General features: G+C 61.3%; 21 protein-coding genes. 10 read left to right on the forward strand and 11 right to left on the reverse strand.

Going from position 1 to position 18,664, the window contains the following annotated elements; translation table 11 throughout:
* The first annotated feature begins 5 nt into the window (after nucleotides 1-5).
* Nucleotides 6-959 (forward strand): sigma-70 family RNA polymerase sigma factor, encoded by a 954-nt coding sequence (locus tag HX613_RS19435; RefSeq protein WP_235346840.1) that lies wholly within the window; start codon nucleotides 6-8, stop codon nucleotides 957-959.
* Nucleotides 960-993: 34 nt separating this feature from the next.
* Here the strand turns inward: HX613_RS19435 and HX613_RS19440 are convergent, their stop codons facing one another.
* Entirely contained in the window at nucleotides 994-1,515 is a 522-nt protein-coding gene (locus HX613_RS19440) for a winged helix-turn-helix transcriptional regulator (RefSeq protein ID WP_235346841.1), read from the reverse strand.
* 54 nt (nucleotides 1,516-1,569) lie between these two features.
* On the opposite strand from HX613_RS19440, the gene HX613_RS19445 reads away from it, so the two are divergent.
* Nucleotides 1,570-2,214, forward strand: coding sequence for a dihydrofolate reductase family protein (locus HX613_RS19445; protein ID WP_235346842.1), 645 nt, complete (start codon nucleotides 1,570-1,572; stop codon nucleotides 2,212-2,214).
* 87 nt (nucleotides 2,215-2,301) lie between these two features.
* Here the strand turns inward: HX613_RS19445 and HX613_RS19450 are convergent, their stop codons facing one another.
* Both HX613_RS19450 and HX613_RS19455 read right to left on the reverse strand, forming a co-directional pair.
* Nucleotides 2,302-2,988, reverse strand: coding sequence for an SDR family oxidoreductase (locus HX613_RS19450; RefSeq protein WP_235346843.1), 687 nt, complete (start codon nucleotides 2,986-2,988; stop codon nucleotides 2,302-2,304).
* A gap of 203 nt (nucleotides 2,989-3,191) precedes the next feature.
* Complete coding sequence (locus HX613_RS19455; protein ID WP_235346844.1) at nucleotides 3,192-3,638, reverse strand: hypothetical protein; 447 nt, start codon at nucleotides 3,636-3,638, stop codon at nucleotides 3,192-3,194.
* 396 nt (nucleotides 3,639-4,034) lie between these two features.
* On the opposite strand from HX613_RS19455, the gene HX613_RS19460 reads away from it, so the two are divergent.
* The 4 genes from HX613_RS19460 to HX613_RS19475 all read left to right on the forward strand — a co-directional run bounded on the left by HX613_RS19460 (nucleotide 4,035) and on the right by HX613_RS19475 (nucleotide 6,922).
* The gene (locus tag HX613_RS19460; protein ID WP_235346845.1) at nucleotides 4,035-4,610 is read left to right on the forward strand and encodes a 1-acyl-sn-glycerol-3-phosphate acyltransferase; all 576 of its coding nucleotides are present in this window, start codon (nucleotides 4,035-4,037) and stop codon (nucleotides 4,608-4,610) included.
* A gap of 4 nt (nucleotides 4,611-4,614) precedes the next feature.
* Complete coding sequence (gene arfB / locus HX613_RS19465) at nucleotides 4,615-5,055, forward strand: alternative ribosome rescue aminoacyl-tRNA hydrolase ArfB (RefSeq protein WP_235346846.1); 441 nt, start codon at nucleotides 4,615-4,617, stop codon at nucleotides 5,053-5,055.
* Nucleotides 5,056-5,122: 67 nt separating this feature from the next.
* Nucleotides 5,123-5,623, forward strand: coding sequence for a mycothiol transferase (locus HX613_RS19470; protein WP_235346847.1), 501 nt, complete (start codon nucleotides 5,123-5,125; stop codon nucleotides 5,621-5,623).
* 78 nt (nucleotides 5,624-5,701) lie between these two features.
* Nucleotides 5,702-6,922 carry a N(5)-(carboxyethyl)ornithine synthase gene (locus HX613_RS19475; protein WP_235346848.1) on the forward strand — a complete coding sequence of 407 codons (1,221 nt, stop codon included), beginning with the start codon at nucleotides 5,702-5,704 and terminating at the stop codon, nucleotides 6,920-6,922.
* Nucleotides 6,923-7,092: 170 nt separating this feature from the next.
* Here the strand turns inward: HX613_RS19475 and HX613_RS19480 are convergent, their stop codons facing one another.
* From HX613_RS19480 to HX613_RS19490, 3 genes are all read right to left on the reverse strand, one after another.
* Nucleotides 7,093-7,932 carry an alpha/beta fold hydrolase gene (locus tag HX613_RS19480; RefSeq protein ID WP_235346849.1) on the reverse strand — a complete coding sequence of 280 codons (840 nt, stop codon included), beginning with the start codon at nucleotides 7,930-7,932 and terminating at the stop codon, nucleotides 7,093-7,095.
* Nucleotides 7,933-8,063: 131 nt separating this feature from the next.
* Nucleotides 8,064-9,293 (reverse strand): alpha/beta hydrolase, encoded by a 1,230-nt coding sequence (locus HX613_RS19485; protein WP_235346850.1) that lies wholly within the window; start codon nucleotides 9,291-9,293, stop codon nucleotides 8,064-8,066.
* Between the two features lie 169 nt (nucleotides 9,294-9,462).
* Nucleotides 9,463-10,404: a LysR family transcriptional regulator gene (locus HX613_RS19490; RefSeq protein WP_235343902.1), complete on the reverse strand. Its 942-nt coding sequence runs from the start codon at nucleotides 10,402-10,404 to the stop codon at nucleotides 9,463-9,465.
* Nucleotides 10,405-10,528: 124 nt separating this feature from the next.
* On the opposite strand from HX613_RS19490, the gene HX613_RS19495 reads away from it, so the two are divergent.
* Together HX613_RS19495 and HX613_RS19500 are read left to right on the forward strand one after the other, a co-directional pair.
* A complete protein-coding gene (locus HX613_RS19495) occupies nucleotides 10,529-11,521 on the forward strand; it encodes a putative oxygenase MesX (protein WP_235343903.1) in 993 nt (330 codons plus the stop codon).
* A gap of 17 nt (nucleotides 11,522-11,538) precedes the next feature.
* Nucleotides 11,539-12,579: a methionine synthase gene (locus tag HX613_RS19500; protein ID WP_235343907.1), complete on the forward strand. Its 1,041-nt coding sequence runs from the start codon at nucleotides 11,539-11,541 to the stop codon at nucleotides 12,577-12,579.
* 422 nt (nucleotides 12,580-13,001) lie between these two features.
* Here the strand turns inward: HX613_RS19500 and HX613_RS19505 are convergent, their stop codons facing one another.
* Genes HX613_RS19505 through ychF form a run of 4 tightly spaced genes read right to left on the reverse strand, consistent with a single transcriptional unit; the run spans nucleotide 13,002 to nucleotide 14,834 of the window.
* A complete protein-coding gene (locus tag HX613_RS19505) occupies nucleotides 13,002-13,142 on the reverse strand; it encodes a hypothetical protein (RefSeq protein WP_235343896.1) in 141 nt (46 codons plus the stop codon).
* The gene (locus tag HX613_RS19510) at nucleotides 13,139-13,459 is read right to left on the reverse strand and encodes a HigA family addiction module antitoxin (RefSeq protein WP_235343905.1); all 321 of its coding nucleotides are present in this window, start codon (nucleotides 13,457-13,459) and stop codon (nucleotides 13,139-13,141) included. Before HX613_RS19510 ends, HX613_RS19505 begins: the two co-directional genes overlap by 4 nt.
* Nucleotides 13,452-13,715 (reverse strand): type II toxin-antitoxin system RelE/ParE family toxin, encoded by a 264-nt coding sequence (locus HX613_RS19515; RefSeq protein WP_235343897.1) that lies wholly within the window; start codon nucleotides 13,713-13,715, stop codon nucleotides 13,452-13,454. Before HX613_RS19515 ends, HX613_RS19510 begins: the two co-directional genes overlap by 8 nt.
* A 33-nt stretch (nucleotides 13,716-13,748) precedes the next feature.
* Nucleotides 13,749-14,834: a redox-regulated ATPase YchF gene (gene ychF / locus HX613_RS19520; protein WP_235343898.1), complete on the reverse strand. Its 1,086-nt coding sequence runs from the start codon at nucleotides 14,832-14,834 to the stop codon at nucleotides 13,749-13,751.
* A gap of 73 nt (nucleotides 14,835-14,907) precedes the next feature.
* Here ychF and HX613_RS19525 point away from each other — a divergent pair, with 73 nt between their 5' ends.
* On the forward strand, nucleotides 14,908-16,092 hold the full coding sequence (locus HX613_RS19525) for a DNA recombination protein RmuC (protein WP_235343899.1): 1,185 nt from the start codon (nucleotides 14,908-14,910) through the stop codon (nucleotides 16,090-16,092).
* A gap of 17 nt (nucleotides 16,093-16,109) precedes the next feature.
* On the opposite strand, the gene HX613_RS19530 is transcribed toward HX613_RS19525, so the two are convergent.
* Nucleotides 16,110-17,168, reverse strand: a complete 1,059-nt coding sequence (locus HX613_RS19530; RefSeq protein WP_235346941.1) for a 4-hydroxy-3-methylbut-2-enyl diphosphate reductase — start codon at nucleotides 17,166-17,168, stop codon at nucleotides 16,110-16,112.
* A gap of 189 nt (nucleotides 17,169-17,357) precedes the next feature.
* Between HX613_RS19530 and xseA the strand changes: the two genes are divergently transcribed.
* Complete coding sequence (xseA, locus tag HX613_RS19535) at nucleotides 17,358-18,653, forward strand: exodeoxyribonuclease VII large subunit (protein ID WP_235346851.1); 1,296 nt, start codon at nucleotides 17,358-17,360, stop codon at nucleotides 18,651-18,653.
* The last annotated feature ends 11 nt before the right edge of the window (nucleotides 18,654-18,664 follow it).

The raw sequence follows: 18,664 nt of genomic DNA on the forward strand, positions 1-18,664 counted from the left end.
CCTTCGTGTTCGTAAGTGCCCGTTCGGGCCTTCACCCTGATGACGCAGCGCGGCGCAGAAAGGTAACAGCCATCGAGGAATCTCTTCTGGCCTCTGACTTCGAAATCCATCGACCGCGGGTCACCGCACTCGCATCGAAGGTGCTCGGATCGGGCACCGATGCGGAGGATGCCGTGCAGGAGGCGTGGATCCGACTGGACAGACAGGACCCTGAGGACATCGACAACCTCGGCGGCTGGCTCACCCGGGTCGTCGGACGCATCTGCCTCGATGTTCTGCGCCGTCGCACGACTCGCGGCGAATCGTCTCTTGATTCTTGGATATCCGAAGCCGTCATCACTGATGACAACGACGACCCGGAAAGCACCGCAGTCCGGTCGGACTCACTTGGCCCCGCGATGATGATTGTGCTCGATTCGCTACAGCCAGAAGAGCGTTTCGCTTTCGTCCTTCACGACTTGTTCGCAGTTCCGTTCGTCGAAATCTCCACGATCATCGGTCGATCAAGCGCGGCCGCGAAGATGGCGGCCAGCCGTGCTCGCCGCAAGATCAAAGACGTCCCTGCCCCCAGCGGCGACCTGACAAAGAGACGCGCGGCCGTCGATGCATTCCTCATAGCTGCACGAGAGGGTGACTTCGACGCCCTGCTGCATGTTCTCGATCCAAACGTCACCTGGCATCGCTGCACAGCGCACGGTCACACAGTTCAGCTGGGGGCAAACGACGTGCTGGCTGCAGTCAGACGTGGAGACCCAGAGAGGATCGAGGCTCGTCGGGTCGGCGTCAACGGTGAACCCGGCATCCTCGTATCGACTGCGAGCGGCCGCACATTGGGACTCATGGCATGCACGGTCGCTGACGGCAAGCTGATCGAGATCGTCTCGATCATCGCTTACAGGCAGCTGGATCACCTAGCGCTGCCCCCTCGCCGCACACCGCCCGGCACCCACCTCAAGTGACGCCGCGGGGCGCCTCACCGAATCGACTCCTTGATCACGTCTTCCCAAGAGCAGCCTCATACTCGGCCTGCAGACGCTCCGAAGCCCGTGGCCGAGGAGATTCAGGAAGCGCAACGCCGAGGTGGGCCTCCCGCAGTTCGTCCATGAAATCGTCGATCAGCTCGGGCGACTCAGCGAGAATTCGGGCTCTCACGGTCAGCTCATGAGAGGTCGGGCGGTGATTCATTCCCCAGGCACCGAGTGCGACCATGACCGGCACCACCTGGATTCCGGCCTCGGTGAGGGAATAGGCGGCCTTTTGGCCGCGAACCGTGTCTGCCCGGGTCAGCAGGCCTTCGGCGACCAGCTTCTTCAGGCGGCTGGAGAGCATATTCGAGGCGATTGACTCGTCGTTGAGAGTAAGGAGCTCGCGAAAATGGCGGCGATTGCCGAACACGATGTCGCGAAGCACGATGAGGCTCCAGGAATCACCGAGGACTTCGACGGCTGCGTTGATCGCGCAGCCCGAGCGCGGTTCGCTTCGCAATTCATCCTCCCAAGTAGTTGCAATCAGCAATCACTACATTCTACGCTTGACACACTCATCGCTGACTATCACATCGGAGTGATCATGGTTCGAGTACGCGTACACAGTCAATTCGTCTCACTGGACGGCTACTCCGCCGGTGATTATGTGACGTTCGATGAGCCGATCGGCGGCGCCCAAGCACTCTTCGGCTGGTTCGACGGACAAGGAATCGAAGGGATCGGCGGCGTCGATGGGTCTGTCACACTAGATCGCGCGCTGTTCGCAATGTGGGGGCAGGGCATCGGCGCCGAGATAATGGGTCGGAAGAAGTTCGGGCCGCAGGAGGGGCCGTGGCCCGATGATGGGTGGCGCGGCTGGTGGGGCGAGGAACCGCCGTTCAAGACTCCGTGCTTCGTCCTCACTCACCACCCTAAGGAGGCGATGGAGTTTCCCAACGGGACGAGCTTCCATTTCGTCGATGACACCCCCGAGGCGGTCCTGGACCAGGCGATCAACGCCGCGGACGGCCTCGACGTGCGCATCGGCGGTGGTCCGTCGACCATTCGCCAGTTCCTCGCCGCAGACCTCATCGACTTCATGGGTGTGGCGATCGTTCCGATCACCTTGGGCACGGGTGTTTCGCTGTGGGAAGGCATCAGCGGCATCGAGGACCGCTTCACGATCGAGACGATCGGCTCATCGAGTGGTCTGACCCACCAGCTCTGGAACAGGAAAGATCGAGGGTGAAGACGTCGTGAGCATGACAATGGGGAGATCGAACACTGAGTTCGATCTCCCCATCTGTGCGCCGCGAAATATGCGTGTCGCGAGGTCTTACTTCACAGCCTCGGCGATCGGAGTGTCACCGTCGTAGAAGTTCACGGTCTCTCGCTTCGCGGCCTCTTTGGCGATGACATGGGTGATCACATCGGCGACGAGTTCACGTGAAGTCACTCGCGTGTCACTGTCCGGGGTCGCGCCGTCGACGTCACCGGAGCCATCGGCCAGCAGCACGCTGCCCTTCGACGGCTCCAAGGTCAGACCGCCGGGCCCGAGGATCGTGTAGTTCAGGGAGCTTGCACGCAGGTGCTCATCTGCTCCGTGCTTCGCTTCAACGTAAGGGTAGAACGAGCTCTCCGGATCGACCCGGTCGAGGTCGACGCCCGCACTGGCATAGGACACGATGACGTAGCGATCGACTCCCGCTTGCACGCTGGCGTCGATGGAGCGTTTCGCTGCCTCAAGATCCACAGCGCGGGTTCGGTCAGGATTGCCGCCACCGGCGCCTGCCGAGAAGACCACGGCCTTTGCTCCGGTGAACAGCTCCGCGAGCTTGCCGGTGTCAGCGGATTCGATGTCGAGGACAACGGCGTTCGCACCTGCAGTCTCCACCTCGGCGGTCTGATCCGGGTTGCGGATGACGGAATCCACCGAGTATCCGGCTTCCTTCAGCTTCGGCGCGGCCAAGAGCGCAATCTTGCCGTGGCCTCCGAGAATGACTACGCGGTCTGCATCAGACATGTGAATCTCCTTTGTTGACGACGCTTACTCTTCACCACAGCGACAAGCCAGGTGGATTTATTCCACCCCGACGCACCAGAAGTCAGGTCGATTCGAGGTCGGGGAACCGTTGAGCTTGGTCCGTGCCTCGGCGAAAATAGAGGCAGACGCACATTCACTTGCCGGGTTATTCACCGAACATGTGAACGACAGTCGGTGAGCCTTCAGCTTCCGAACAGGCGCGAAAAGAATCCTTGCTTCTTCTCCTCGGTCTCTGCCGGTGATCCCTGAGCTGGGCGCTCCACTCCGCCCAAGTCGTCCGAGTCGTCCGACATCGAGTCGAATCCTTCGCCCTCGACCTCGAAGACATCGACGTCGGCCAGCAGACCGGCGATGAGCGGCAGGAGCTCGATGAGCACGTCGCCGTCGATTTCCGGTTCGCCTTCCCCATCGTCGGTGGGGAACACGAAGTCGGGTTCCATTGGAAGGGCACTGCCCTCGTCGATGGTCGTCGAGGTCTCGGTGTGCGCCACGCAGACCTGCTGATCGGACGGAGTGAGCATGACCGCCTCGGCGGGGATCTGCTCTCGTCGCGGGGTCAGCGGCAGTGTCGCGAGCTGGTCATCGCCCAGTCGACGATCGGCGATGAGGATATTCGTGATGACTGCCATGCTCGTTAGCTTGACGAAGGTCTTATCTGTGAGGCACCCATTCGGCTCGGGTCACAGTGCACTCGCGTCGCTGAGTAACCTGGCGTTCATGTCGTGAGGCGGCGCCGCCTGTTCGAGGTCCTGTCCGCGGCTCACGCCAGGTATTCGGGAACTGGCCACTCGGCCCGCTGATGCGAAGGCCCACATTCGCACCGATGCCGACTAGGCTGCCATCGTCACTCAGAAAGCGCGTGGGCCATAGCACGAGGGCCCAGTCGATGCCCGAGAAATCCTCCTATTCAGTGCCGTCGTTCGGGTCATTGTCGGTATTGAGCGCCTCGGGTTCGATACTCATCCTCGCCGAGGCGGTCGCGTGCCTGAGAGCGCAAGCCCAGTGGGTGCTCTACCGTAGTGAGCATGCTTCGACGTCTCATCGCCCGCGCATTCTGGTTCCTCGGCCCCTGGAAACTGGTCACCGAGCCTGCCTCGAGCCGACCCACCGTCCTCATCGGTGCCCCGCACACCTCCAACTGGGACTTCCCGGTCATGCTCGCCATCGCCTGGCGCCTGGGCATCGAGGTGCACTGGCTGGGCAAGACGAGCCTGTTCACAGGCTGGCGTGGACCGATCATGCGCGGACTCGGCGGGATTCCTGTCGATCGATCCGATCCCAAACGCGTTGTCGCCGAGGTGATCGACCGTGTCCATGCCGGTGAGGTCTTCGGATTGGTTGTCACCCCCGACGGCACCCGCAAAGGGCACACTCATTGGAAGTCGGGCTTCTACCGGATAGCTATGAAGACCGGGATGCCTGTGACGCTCGGCTTCGTCGATCGGACAACGATGACCACCGGGCTGGGGCCGACCATCGAGCTGACCGGGGACGTGGCTGCCGATATGGACCGGATCCGTGAGTTCTACGCCGACAAGGCAGGCATTCGTCCCAACCATCGAGTCGAACCACGACTGCGCGAAGAACTCGAAACAGACTGAGCACGTGGATGATCTGCACGTGCCCGCCGGGCCCGGGATACCCCATGGTCTCTTGGTGCCCGGCACCGAGCTTCGCGAACAGTTCTCACGGTCATCCGGTCCCGGAGGACAGCACGTCAACACCTCCGACACACGAGTGCAGCTGAGCCTCGACCTAGGATCGACCACCGTGCTGACGGACGAGCAGCGCGAGCGTGTCCTGCATATGCTCTCGTCCAGGCTCTCCGGGTCAGTCCTCACCGTCAGTTCCGAGGAGCAGCGGTCGCAGCTGCGCAATCGCAACGCGGCCAGGCAGCGACTTGCCGAGATTCTGCGCGAGGCGCTCGCCCCACCAGTGATGCGCAAAGCGACCCGACCGTCGATGAACTCCCGGCGTCGGAGAGTCAGAGCCGAGCGACGTCGCTCCGAGATCAAACAGAATCGCAGACGACCTCGGCACGACTGACCGCCTCTGCGAACGATGTGAGTGACGACGAATGACATGAGCGGCCACGAAGAGCACAATGGGCCATATGAACAGCATTGAGATTCTCACCGATTTGGCTCAGCGCCCTGTCGACGCGGTCAAGCGCCTGCCGGCCCTCACCGCCGAACAGCTCAACTCCCACCCTGGCGACCATCCCAATTCGATTGCATGGCTGCTCTGGCACAGCGGACGCGAGGTCGATGTCCAGCTCTCTGACCTCACCGGTGACGAACAGGTGTGGGAGCAGTTCCGTGAACGCTTCGGGTTGGGAGAATCCGGTGATGCAGTCGGTCTCGGGCACACGCCGGAACAGGCGGCTGGGATCAAGGTCGATGATCAGCAGCTGCTCATCGACTATCTGGAAGCCACGCTCAGTGCGCTGGGTCGCTACGTCAGCGAACTCTCGGAGACCGACCTCGGCGACGTGATCGACGAGAACTGGACTCCCCCGGTCACTCGCGGAGTACGACTGGCATCGATCATCGACGACGCCGCCGTTCACGTCGGTCAGGCCGCCTACGCCGCAGGTTCTCTGACCGGGAAGTAGCCCGGTGCAGACGGCAGAAGGGCCCAGCGTATAGTCGAAGGTGGAGCTGACTCTGGTTCCCCGACGATGGGAGGCCGGATGACCGGCACCGCTCAACCGACCACTGCCGACTCCACCGCCTCGGCGAATGATGGGACACCGACCAGCAGTCTTCTCACTCTGGGCCTACTTGCCAGTTCTTCTATGGAGAACGAACGGCGGCTCCCGATTCACCCTCATCACCTCGATCGAATCGACCCCGAGGTACGAGCCGAAATGATCGTCGAACGCGGCTATGCTGAGGATTTCCAGCTTGAACCCGGCTACATCGAGTCTCGTGTCGGACGAGTCGCGGAACGCTCCGAAGTGATCGAGTCCGCTGAGGTCCTCCTCCTTCCGAAACCGCAGGCGGCAGACGTGGACGCGATACCCGAAGGCCGCATCCTGTGGGGCTGGCCACACTGCGTGCAGGACGAGGCGATGGCGCAGACTGCTATTGATCGTCGGCTCACTCTCATCGCCTTCGAAGCGATGAACCATTGGACTCGGCAGGGAGATTTCAGCCTGCACGTATTCCACAAGAACAACGAGCTCGCCGGCTACTGTTCTGTCCAGCACGCATTGAGCCTCCGCGGCTCGACCGGTGATTATGGTCCGCGGATGAGTGCGGTCGTCATCGGCTTCGGTGCCACCGCGCGCGGGGCTGTCACTGCGCTGAAGGCCCAGGGGATCTACGACATCCAGGTCCTCACGCAAAGAGGGGCCTCAGCTGTCGGTTCACCGATTCACAGCGCGCACATCACCCAGCTCAACACCGGCGACGGTCCGACACACCTGTCCACGGTGGTCACGGACGAGGGCGACGTGCTCCTCCCGACCTTCCTCGCCTCACACGACATCGTCCTCAACTGCACGCTCCAAGATGTCTCCGCGCCGATGACCTACCTGCGCACGGAGGACCTGAAGGAGTTCGCTCCCGGCAGCCTCATCATCGATGTCTCATGCGATGAGGGAATGGGCTTCGAATGGGCGAAGCCCACAGGCTTCGAGAATCCGATGTTCACAGTCGGTCAAGGTGTCAACTACTACGCCGTCGACCACACCCCGTCATATCTGTGGAACTCGGCGACGTGGGAGATCAGCGAAGCGATCTTGCCGTATCTGAGCACGGTTCTGGAGGGGCCGCATGCTTGGGCACAGGTACCCACCATCTCCCGGGCGATCGAGATCCAGAACGGTGAGGTCAAGAATCCGAGCATCTTGAGTTTTCAGAACCGGGAATCTGAGTTCCCGTACTCCCGCATCGCCGAGGTGAGATGAGTCCGCAACCTCGGGCGTGACGGATTACGTGGTCGGCCTCAGGCTCTCCACAATAGCTCTCGCCCCCTGCTCCCCTGCCTTCGTCACCGCTCCTTTCCTCCGCCAAGATATGGCCACCTGGACGGTCCAGCCAGCGGTCGAAGGGCTGGACCAAGGGATTCCATTCGGGTTCAGAGGCTGAGCATAGTGGTCGCGATGTCGCCGGTCGCCCATTCCGGTATCTGTGTTCCCATATCTTCATGGATCAACAGCTGCGCTTCAGGGATCTCTGCGGCAAGCGCTTCACCGTTGCCGACGGGAAAGAAGGGGTCGGCTCGACCATGGACGACCAGACTCGGTATTCGCAGGTCACCGAGGCGCTCTCGCCAGCGTGGTGAGCAGTCGATCCGGGAGAAGGTCATGCCCAACTGATTCGCCTGGTGGACCGCGGGTCCCGATTTCGGAGTTCGGTCCCAGATCCGTGCTGCGATCTCGAGAGCCTGTGCGGGATCGTTGCCCAGAAGAGCGGCGCTGCCAGCTGCATACTCGGCTACGGCTCGACGGTTGTTCCAATCAGGCTGAGGACTCGAGAACACGGCAGACATCACCGTCTGGTCATGGTCCGGCAGGTCATCGTCGACAGGGCCAGGCGCAACCGGTCGGGTACTCACCAGCGTCAGTGCCGAAAATGACTCCGGATGATCCAGCGCAGCAACTTGGGCGACCATGCCTCCGACACCTTGCCCGCCGAGATGGGCGGACACTGCGCCGAGAGCTGCGACGAGGTCTGCGGCATCATCGGCAAGATCACGCAGGTCGTACGTCGGGTTATCCGGGTCTTTGGTGGTTGAAGCACCCGAATCACGCAGGTCGTAGCGAACGACTCTGCGCCCACCCTCGGCCACGCGTTCGCAGAGCGCGTCGGGCCACGACAACATCGTGGTTCCGCCGGCGAGCAGCACAAGGGGATCCTCTTCGCGGCCGAAGCTCTCTATACCAAGGTCGACGCCGTTCACTCTGATGGTGGCCATACGGCACGATAGCACTGCGCTCGCTCATGAACGCTCAACAGTGATTGCGTCAGCCTCTGTTATCCAACAGCCACCCGAGACAGATTTTCACGCTAAGTCGCCAAGGTGCTTGCCGAGCCTGCACTGCCGGGTTATCGAAGTTGTTCCGATAGGTAGGCTTCTGCGATGCTGAGGTGCCCCTGGCTGCCGATGGAGTTCTTCGCTTTCTGAGAGTAGGCGTGGTTCGCGAGTGGAATCTGCACAGTCTCGACGTCGACTCCACGGTCTCGGGCAGCGTCGATCCACGCGAATTGGTCAGCAGGGATGATGACGTCATCACGCATCGCGGTCATCACGAGCGTCGGCGGGGCCGCAGCTGTGAGGTGCGCGGAAGAATTCACTGCGGCGTAGCGTTTCGAGAATTCCTCGGGGGTACCACCCGTGTAACTGGTCGCAAATATGCGCGACCCTGTGCCCGCGCCCGGACCTGCAGGGGCGTTCTCGTAGAGGCCCGTCACGTCGAACGCAGGGTAGTCGGCGACCACCGCGGCGGGAACGGGGACGTTCCCACCACACGACGACTCAGCGGTACCGTCCGCTGCGGCGCCGGCGGTGTTGGCGACCAGGTTTCCGCCGGAGCTCTCACCCCAGAACGCGAGACGATCCATATCTGCACCGAGCGTGTCGGAGTGGTCCTGAATCCAGCTCGCGGCGCACGCAACCTGCGAGGGCGCACTCTGCCAGGTCGCGTTGTCCTTGGTGGCAAGTTCGTATTCGACCGCCACCACCAAGTAGCCGTGGTCAGCCAAGGTGCGAAGCTCTGAGCTCACTGCATCTGGCTCACCCGCGATCCAGCCGCCACCGTGGACGGCCATGATAGTCGGTGTCGAGCCTTTCGCGTTCTTCGGCTCGTAGATCGAGAGGGAGAGGTCATCCCCCGTGCTGGTCTTGTCAAACACCTCCTGACGGTCGGGCGACGCCGCGTCCATTGCGGAGAGCCCGAACGTCGCGGTGAACAGGTTGACCGATCCGCCGGCCGACGTGATGGCACCGACGAGAACTATAACCACAGCGATGTTAGCGACCGCGCCGATACCGCCGAGCCCTGTCGTGACTGCACCTGTGCGCCGACGCCCCCTGCGCATAGCGACGATTCCGACGAGGAGCACGATCAGTCCTGCCAGAGCCGTTATCGGTGCCACGGTGGGCGCGAACCGAGCCGCAACCGTGCTGAGTGGCCCAAGCCCGGGAATCAGCGATGCGAGTCCGAAGATCGCTGCAATCACGCCCAGTATGAGACCGAGGACGAGGACCATTACCCGGAATACTTTCGCGACGCCCCCTCTTTCCGAGTGCGGCAGCGAACTCGTGCTGTTGGTCATCTTCTGTCCTCAACTTTCGATCTTCCAGGTTGACACTCCACCTGCATCAGATCTCATCGTTGCGATCATATGCTGACGCCAGGGGTCACTCTAGCGCAGGACATGATCCGGTTAGGTGAGCAATCGCCCTTGCGCACGAGCATCATGGACGCAGACAGCATTCTCGGAGCTAGCCGAGCAGTTCGAGACCGAAACCCGTGATGACGGCCCGCACTTCTTCGAGGTAGCGTCGCGCTTGCTCGGTGAGCGGGATCCCGGAATGGTCGATCCAGCCGATCTCGATGCGTTCGTCGACGTCGAGCGGAATCGCGACGATCTCTGGATCGAGGTCATCGCTGATGATGCCCGTCGAGATCGTGTAGCCGTCGAGCCCGATCATGAGATTGAAGATCGTCGCACGGTCGGAGACCCGGATCTCCTGCTTACTCGACAAAGTCGACAGGATCTCCTCGGCGAAGTAGAACGAGTTGTTCGCTCCCTGATCGAAGGTGAGCCGTGGTACGTCGGCGAGATCGTCGAGGGTGACGCGATCTCGGGCGGCAAGCGGGTTCTTCCGGGAGATGAAGATGTGCGGGACTGCAACGAAAAGCGGGTGAAAGACAAGTCCGGAGTCCCGCAGCAGTTTGTCGATGACCTTCTGGTTGAAGTCGTTCCGGTAAAGAATGCCGAGCTCACTGCGGAGCGTGCGAACATCTTCGATGATGTCCCAGGTGCGAGTCTCACGCAGCGAGAACTCATACTCGGCCGCATCGCTGGCCTTGACCATCCGCACGAACGCATCGACCACGAACGAGTAGTGCTGCGCCGATACCCCGAGTAGACGTCGCGACGGGGGCCGCCCGAGATAATGCTGCTCGAGGAGCTCCGCCTGCTCAACGACTTGCCTCGCATAGCCGAGGAACTCCGCACCATCAACAGTGAGCGTCACCCCGCGGGCGGATCGGAAGAGCAACGCCCGACCCACCCGGGTCTCAAGATCCTTCATAGCTGCAGACATCGTCGGCTGGGAGACATAGAGCAGATCAGCAGCGGCCGTGATCGAGCCCTCCGCCGCGACCTCGATGAAGTAGTGGAGCTGCAGCAGCGTGATGCTTCTCAATCCTCGGGCCATAGATAAAGACTATATGAATCCATAGTTGAGCCAAGTTACCCGATATCCGCCCGTTGCCTGCAGGATGGTTTCGAAGACCTCCGCATGGCCGAGCCCGGCCGATCGATTACGGAATTGGACGTCCATGACAACCGAGTTCACATTCAGCATCACTACCACCCGATTCGACGAGCACTACTCGCCATCGGATAGTTCACGAGCCACGACGAACTTCGCGAACCTCGCCAGGGGCGAGCATCGTCGGCAGAACCTCCGCAACACCCTGACGACTATCAATCGCCGGTTCAACGACCTCGCCCACTGGGACAACCCCGATAGGGACCGCTACACCGTCGACCTCGAGATCGTCTCCGGGGAGCTCCAGTTCAGGGCTGCAGACGGCGATCAGGAATTCCCATTGCTCGAGGTTCTGGACATCCAAATCGTCGATCGAAGGACTGGTGACCGCCACCCCGGGATCGTGGGAAACAACTTCTCGTCCTACGTCCGCGATTTCGATTTCAGCGTGCGACTTCCAGCGGTCAACGATGCTGCGAGCGAATTCACCGTCCCCGACGACTTCGGCGATCTCCACGGCAAACTGTTCCAGCACTTCCTCGATTCCGCAGCATATCGGGAACGCTTCCGGGCGGCACCCGTGGTCTGCATCAGTGTGTCGACGAGCAAGACGTACCATCGCACCGAGAATCACCATCCGATCCTCGGCGTGGAGTACCAGCAGGACGAGTATTCGCTGACCGACGACTACTTCGGAAAGATGGGACTGCAGGTGAGATACTTCATGCCGCCCGGCAGTGTCGCGCCGCTTGCGTTCTATTTTCGCGGCGATCTCCTCAACGACTATTCCAATCTGCAGCTCATCGGCACGATCAGCACGATGGAGACCTTCCAAAGGATCTATCGACCGGAGATCTACAATGCGCACGTGGCCGCCGAGGCGACCTACCGGCCGACGCTGAAGCGGCAGGACTTCTCGGAGACACCGATTGCCTACGATCGCGCCGAACGTAGTCAGCTTGCAATCAAGCAGGGAAAGTACACGGCGGAGGCTTTCATCAACCCACACCGGGAAATGCTCGAACAGTGGGCCGCCAACTATCCCATTCCAGCTGCATGAGCACAGGAGAAGAATCGATGACGCCGACACTATTGCCCACTTCGATCGTCGGCAGCCTGCCGAAGCCGTCATGGCTCGCACAGCCTGAGATCCTCTGGTCACCGTGGAATCTGCAGGGCGATGACCTGGCCGAGGGCAGACGTGATGCCCTGCGTATCGCAGTCCACGAGCAGACCAACCGCGGCATCGATATCGTCAGCGACGGAGAACAGACCCGACAGCATTTCGTCACCACATTCATCGAACACCTCAACGGCGTTGATTTCGAGAAGCGGGAGACGGTTCGAATCCGTGATCGCTATGACGCAAGCGTGCCTACCGTGGTCGGCGCAGTGAGCCGTGAGAAGCCAGTGTTCGCCGACGACGCGAAGTTCCTCCGGCAGCAGACCGACCAACCGATCAAATGGGCGCTCCCCGGCCCGATGACTATGATCGACACGCTCTACGACGGCTATTACAAGAGCCGCGAGAAATTGGCCTGGGAGTTCGCCGCAGTTCTCAATCAGGAGGCGCGGGACCTGGAAGCAGCCGGAGTGGACATCATCCAGTTCGACGAGCCTGCCTTCAATGTCTTCTTCGACGAGATGAAGGACTGGGGAATTGCCACGCTGGAGCGAGCTGCGGAAGGACTGCGCGCGGAAACCGCCGTGCACATCTGCTACGGCTACGGGATCACTGCAAACAATGACTGGAAAGCAACCCTCGGGTCAGAATGGCGCCAGTACGAGGAATCGTTCCCGCTCCTGCGGCAGTCGACCATCGACATCGTCTCACTGGAGTGCCATAACTCCCGTGTCCCGATGGACCTCATCGAGCTCATCCGCGGCAAAAAGGTCATGCTCGGGGCCATCGACGTGGCGAATGAGACCATCGAGACTCCGGAGGAAGTTGCCGACACCCTGCGCAAGGCGCTCAAATTCGTCGACTCGGACAACCTCATCCCGAGCACAAACTGCGGCATGGCGCCGTTCTCGCGGGATGTCGCCCTCGGGAAGTTGAGCGCGCTGAGCGCGGGAACGAGCATCGTTCGTGAGGAGCTCTCTGTCACAAGGTCCTGAACCCCTGACGGCATATTTTGGACTCAGCAAGCCGATGACCATCGCACCTCTCTCGGGAGGGCGGTGGCTCAGATTGACGGACGCTGAAGTCCGAACCCGACGCGTACTCGGGGCTGCAGACCAGACTCTTGGCCTCACGATCACCGCCGGTCAGTCATCGCACCGGCGGTGGCAGATCGTGGGCGCACAGGCAGTGCTTCACCTTCTCTTCGCGCGCGAGCACATGCAGAGCGGCCGCCGGCAGGATGCCATGGCAATGTGGAGCTTGTTCGCAATAGACGCAGGGATCGCCGACGGCGAACCTGGCGCAGCGGCCTCCAGCCGGCCAACGGCCAGTCCGGCATCGCGCTCCCGGGCGAACGCTTCGGCATCCACACCCTTCCACCGGTATGGAAAACGCTCATCCCGCGTTCGACAGCCACTCACACAGACGTCGAGAAGCTCAACACGTCGACGATGACGTTCACTTCAGCACCGACAGCCCGCGCACCTCGAGGCCCCCAGTCGAAGCGCACGGAGTACCGGCGCTGGCCGAACAGGTCTGCCTGGACAGACAAACTCAAGCCACCCGCAACGGCTTGATCGCGGCGACCTTGTCACGCAGCGCCCGACGCTGGAGCCGCAGCTCGTAGTTTGACTGCAGGTTCATCCACAACTCCTCGGACGTCCCGAAGTACCTCGCCAGACGGATCGCGGTATCGGCCGTGATGCCCCGCTTGCCGTGCACGATCTCGTTGATCCGCCGCGGCGGCACACCGATCGACACCGCGAGCTTGTTTTGAGTGATCCCGAAGCCCTCGATGAAATCCTCCATCAGGATCTTTCCAGGGTGGATCGGCTCGATCAGGTCGCTCTCAGTGGTAGTCGACGAGTTAGACATCGTCCGCACCTCCATCTCTCCAGACGAAGCAGAGACGCCATTGCGCGTTCACGCGGATGCTATGCTGCCCGCGTCGGTCGCCGACCGGACGCTCCAGGCGGTTGCCTGGCAGGACCCGGAGGTCCTCGACATCCTTCACCGCATGGATCAGCTCGAGCTTCCACAAGGTCGCCCGCTGCACCATCCGATCAACGCGCTTGACGTACTGCTCATGCCAGATGTGCTCGGTGTCCTTGCTGCCGAACGATCTGATCACGAGTCCAGTGTATAACGGACACCGTCATTAACGCTATACGTTAAACCTAAATTCCACCACGTCGCCGTCGACCATCACGTATTCCTTGCCTTCCATCCGGACCTTGCCGGCTGATTTGGCTGCGGCCATCGAACCGTTGGCATCGAGGTCATCGAAGGAGACGACCTCGGCCTTGATGAAGCCCTTTTGGAAGTCGGTGTGAATAACGCCGGCGGCTTCAGGGGCGGTTGCGCCCTTCGGAATGGTCCAGGCACGGGATTCCTTAGGACCGGCCGTCAGGTAGGTCTGCAGGCCCAATGTGTCGAATCCGACTCGTGCCAGCTTGTCCAGACCGGCTTCGTCCTGACCGGTGGATTCCAGCATCTCGAGGGCTTCCTCGGCGTCGAGCTCGGCGAGTTCCGACTCGAACTTGGCGTCAAGGAAAATCGCTTCGACAGGTGCCACCAATGCACGCATCTCTGCCTTCTTCTCTTCGTCAGCGAGCACATCGTCATCGACGTTGAAGACGTAGAGGAACGGCTTGACGGTCATCAGCTGCAGCTCGCGCAGCTCGGTGACGTCGAACTTGTCGGCCTGCATCGCCTGATAGAGAGTCTTTCCACTCTCGAGGATCTCGACAGCGGCGTCGATGGCAGCCAGCTGCTCTGCCGGCGCCCGTTTGCCTTTGACTTCCTTCTCGATCCGCGGCCGCGCTTTTTCCAAGGTCTGGAGGTCGGCGAGGATGAGCTCGGTGTTGATGGTGTCGATGTCATCAGCTGGGCTGATCTTTCCTTCGACGTGGATCACGTCGTCATCGACGAAGCCACGGATGACCTGGCAGATCGCTTCAGCCTCGCGGATGTTGGCCAGGAACTGATTGCCCAGCCCCTCACCTTCGGATGCGCCGCGGACGATCCCTGCGATATCGACGAAGTCGACTGTTGCGTTGAGGATTCGCTCCGAGCTGAAGATCTCTGCCAATCGAGTCAGTCGCGCGTCAGGCAACGGCACCACGCCAACGTTGGGTTCGATCGTCGCGAACGGGTAGTTCGCCGCGAGAACTTGGTTCTTGGTCAATGCATTAAACATGGTCGACTTGCCGACATTGGGCAGTCCCACGATTCCGATAGTTAGAGCCACGGTAGCTAAGTCTATCCCGGCGCCGAGGTGCGGGTCTAAATCTCGTGTCAGTGCCGTCTGTCACGCTTGAGTCATGAACTCTTTCCCCGCCACAGGAGTGATCGTCGTCCTCATCCTGGCGATCATCATCAGCGTCGTCCTCGGCTTCCTCCTCGGGCGCGCGCACGCGCGTTCTCGCTATATTGAGCGACTCACGAGAGCGGAGACTACGTCTCGGATTCTCACCAGCCGGACAGAGGATTTGGAAGCCGATGCGCAGATGGCTGGTGAGATCACCGCGGCCATCGGTCCGTTGGCGGCAAGTGTCAATCACCTGCAGGAGAACCTTCAGTCCCAGGACCGAACACAACTGGAACAGATTACGCGCCTCAATACGCAGATCGGGCACCTGAGCCAACAGAACCTCAGACTGCAGGAGTCCACCGGATCACTGGCAAGCGCACTGAATTCGACGACTCAACGTGGAGACTGGGGCGAGGTCCAGCTCAAACGCATCGTCGAATATGCAGGCCTCCTCCCCCACGTGGATTTCGAGACTCAGGTCAGCAGTGTGCGTGATGGCAAACGCCATCGCCCCGACATGACCGTGAACCTACCCGGCGGCGGAACGATCATCATCGACGCCAAAACCCCACTGTCTGCCCGGATGGACAGTACTGATTCCAACGCCGATGATCATGCTCGCGCGCTGCTGCGACACATCGATTCGCTGGCATCCAAGGAGTATTGGAAGTCCTTCGACTCGGCCCCGGACTTCGTTGTCTGCTTCGTCCCCACGGACGGGCTGCTGTCCTCGGCAGCGTCCACCTATCCGAAGATGATTGATCATGCTCTCGGCAAGAACGTCGTACTCGCCTCCCCCGCCACGCTTCTGGTTCTGCTCAAGACCGTGGCGCTCAATTGGCGACAGGCGGACATGAGCACGTCCGCGGCCGAGGTGCTCAAACTCGGCACCGAACTCTACGAACGCATCGGCACTCTGGTCACGCACGTGACGCGGATGGGATCGAGTCTGGATCGATCGGTTGAGGACTACAATCGTTTCGTCTCTTCACTGGAGTCGCGGTTCCTCGTCACTGCCCGAAAATTTCCGAACACGGGAATCGTTGCCACCGAACTCGATGCAGTTGCTGAGCTCGACTCACGCAGCCGCGGAGTCAGTGCTGAAGAACTTACACGGCCAAGCACTGCGGGACAGGATTCATTCGCAGCACAGGATACGACTGATCTGAGACGTCGCCGCACGGGCTCCGATTAGACCAGGTACCGATCAGATCAGATCAGGTCGTGATCCCGGTCAGCGCCATCACGTTTGTTCGATGTCTTCTTCCCGGCGGCCTTGAGATCCTTGCGCAGTTCGCGCGGCAGGGAGAACATGATGTCTTCCTCCGCTGTGACGATTTCCTCGACCGAGCCGAAGCCGTACTCGCCCAACAGCTTGAGAAGGTCCTGGACCAGCCCTTCCGGCACGCTCGCTCCTGAGGTCACGCCGACCGTTGCGACATCATGGAACCAGGACTCGTCGACCTCTCGAGCGAAATCGACGCGTCGTGCGTCCCTGGCCCCGTGCTCCAGAGCAACTTCGACCAGACGCACGGAGTTCGACGAATTGGCTGAGCCGACAACCAGCACCAGATCGGACTGCGGGGCGATCTTCTTCACGGCCACCTGCCGGTTCGAGGTGGCATAGCAGATGTCGTCGCTTGGAGGGTCCTGCAGGTGGGGGAACCGTTCCCGCAGAATGTTGACCGTCTCCATCGTCTCGTCGACACTCAACGTCGTCTGTGAGAGCCAGACCAGGCTCTCTGCATTGCCGATCTCGACAGTCTTGGCTTCCTCAGGGTTCTGGATCAGCGTGATGTCGTCGGGAGCCTCTCCCATCGTGCCTTCGACCTCTTCGTGACCTGCGTGGCCGACCAGAAGAATTCTGTAACCGTCACGGGCGAATCGAACTGCCTCGCGGTGGACCTTCGTCACCAGTGGGCATGTGGCATCGATCGTGGACAGCTCACGAGCGGCCGCCTCGGCGTGCACCGCAGGAGACACACCGTGCGCGGAGAACACAAGTCGAGCACCCTCGGGAACTTCATCAGTCTCGTTGACGAAGACGGCGCCGCGTTCGGAGAGGGTGTCGACCACATGACGGTTGTGCACAATCTCCTTGCGAACGTAGACGGGAGCACCATAGTGCTCGAGTGCGCGCTCGACGGCGATCACTGCGCGGTCAACTCCGGCACAGTATCCGCGCGGGGCAGCCAGAAGCACCTTCTGGTCAGCACCTTCGGGCGTCCGGATGTCCTCCGGAGCAATACGCTTGCGCGGAATGGTGGGCATGGGTACAGATACGGCAGTCACAAGCTCAGTTTAGGCCGGGCACCTGAACAACGGCTACAAAGGTGAAGCAATCCACATCACACGCTCCCACCACCCGGATTCCATCCCCGATCGCCTGAGTTCCTGCGCGGCGATGATTCGCCATGTCACCACCGTTCGTTAGGGTGGTGGATTGGAAGGGGAGACAACATGGCGAAACGAATTTCCGGCACTCCCGGAACCCTCGGCGAAACAGTCGACGCTCAGGAACTGGCTGCGACGGCAGGTGAGACGACGGCGGAGAACCCGTGGCCCCTGAGTCTGCTCTCAAGCAAGATGAAATCCTATATCGACCGCATGTCGAGTGTGTGGATCGAGGGACAGGTTGTCGAGCTCAATCACCGCGGCAAGGCCAGCTACCTGACTCTGCGCGATAACGACGTCGAAATGTCGTTGCCGGTCCAGATCTGGAAGAACGTGCTCGACCGCACTGGAGCTCCGCTGTCGGAGGGCAGCCATGTCGTCGCCAACCTCAAGGCAGATTTCTGGACGAAGACCGGTCGTCTGACCATGCGGGCCAATGACATCCGGGCTGTCGGCCTCGGTGAGCTGCTGGCCCGGCTCGAGCGACTGAAGAAACAGCTCGGCGCGGAGGGACTGTTCGATCCGAATCGGAAGAAACGCCTGCCGTTCCTGCCCAATCGGATCGGCCTCATCACCGGCCGGGACTCCGACGCGCAGAAGGACGTCGTTCGCAACGTCGCCCTGCGCTGGCCGGCCGCCGAGTTCGAGATCCGCAACTGCGCTGTCCAGGGCCCCGACGCTGTGCCGGGGGTAATGAAGAATCTCGCCGAACTCGATGCCGACCCGCAGATCGACATCATCGTCATCGCTCGCGGCGGTGGGAGCATGGAAGACCTGTTGCCGTTCTCCAACGAGGCCCTGGTCCGGGCCGTGTCTGAGGCGAGCACTCCCGTCGTGTCGGCGATCGGCCACGAGGCCGACCGCCCGATCCTCGATGAAGTTGCCGATATCAGAGCGTCGACTCCCACCGACGCAGCCAAACGCATCGTGCCGGATGTGGCCGAAGAAGCAATGAACCTGCTGCGCGCGCGGGCGGAACTCGATGCCGCCGTCAACCGGATCATCGACCGGGAGCAGGAGATGCTCACCTCAGTCCGATCACGTCCGGTGCTGGCCGAGCCGCAGACTATGGTGACCGCCCACGAAGAGCAGCTGCGGCTGGTCCGTCGACGCAGCCTTCAGGCGACGACGACCCGCATCATGCAGGGGCAGACCGAGATCAACCACCTGCGTTCACAAGCACGCTCACTCTCCCCGTTACGGACGCTCGAACGCGGCTACGCCGTCGTTCAAAGCGATGACGGCCAGGCCATCAGAGACTCGGATGAGGTCAAAGCCGGCGACGGCGTCCACGTGCGTGTCGCTCACGGCCGCTTCGATGCCGAGGTGACGGCCGCACAGGAGAGCACAGATGGCAGCTAGGCAACCGAATG

Origin of the sequence: Brevibacterium sp. UCMA 11754 (assembly GCF_021532275.1) — a bacterium.
Classification (GTDB): Bacteria; Actinomycetota; Actinomycetes; order Actinomycetales; family Brevibacteriaceae; genus Brevibacterium.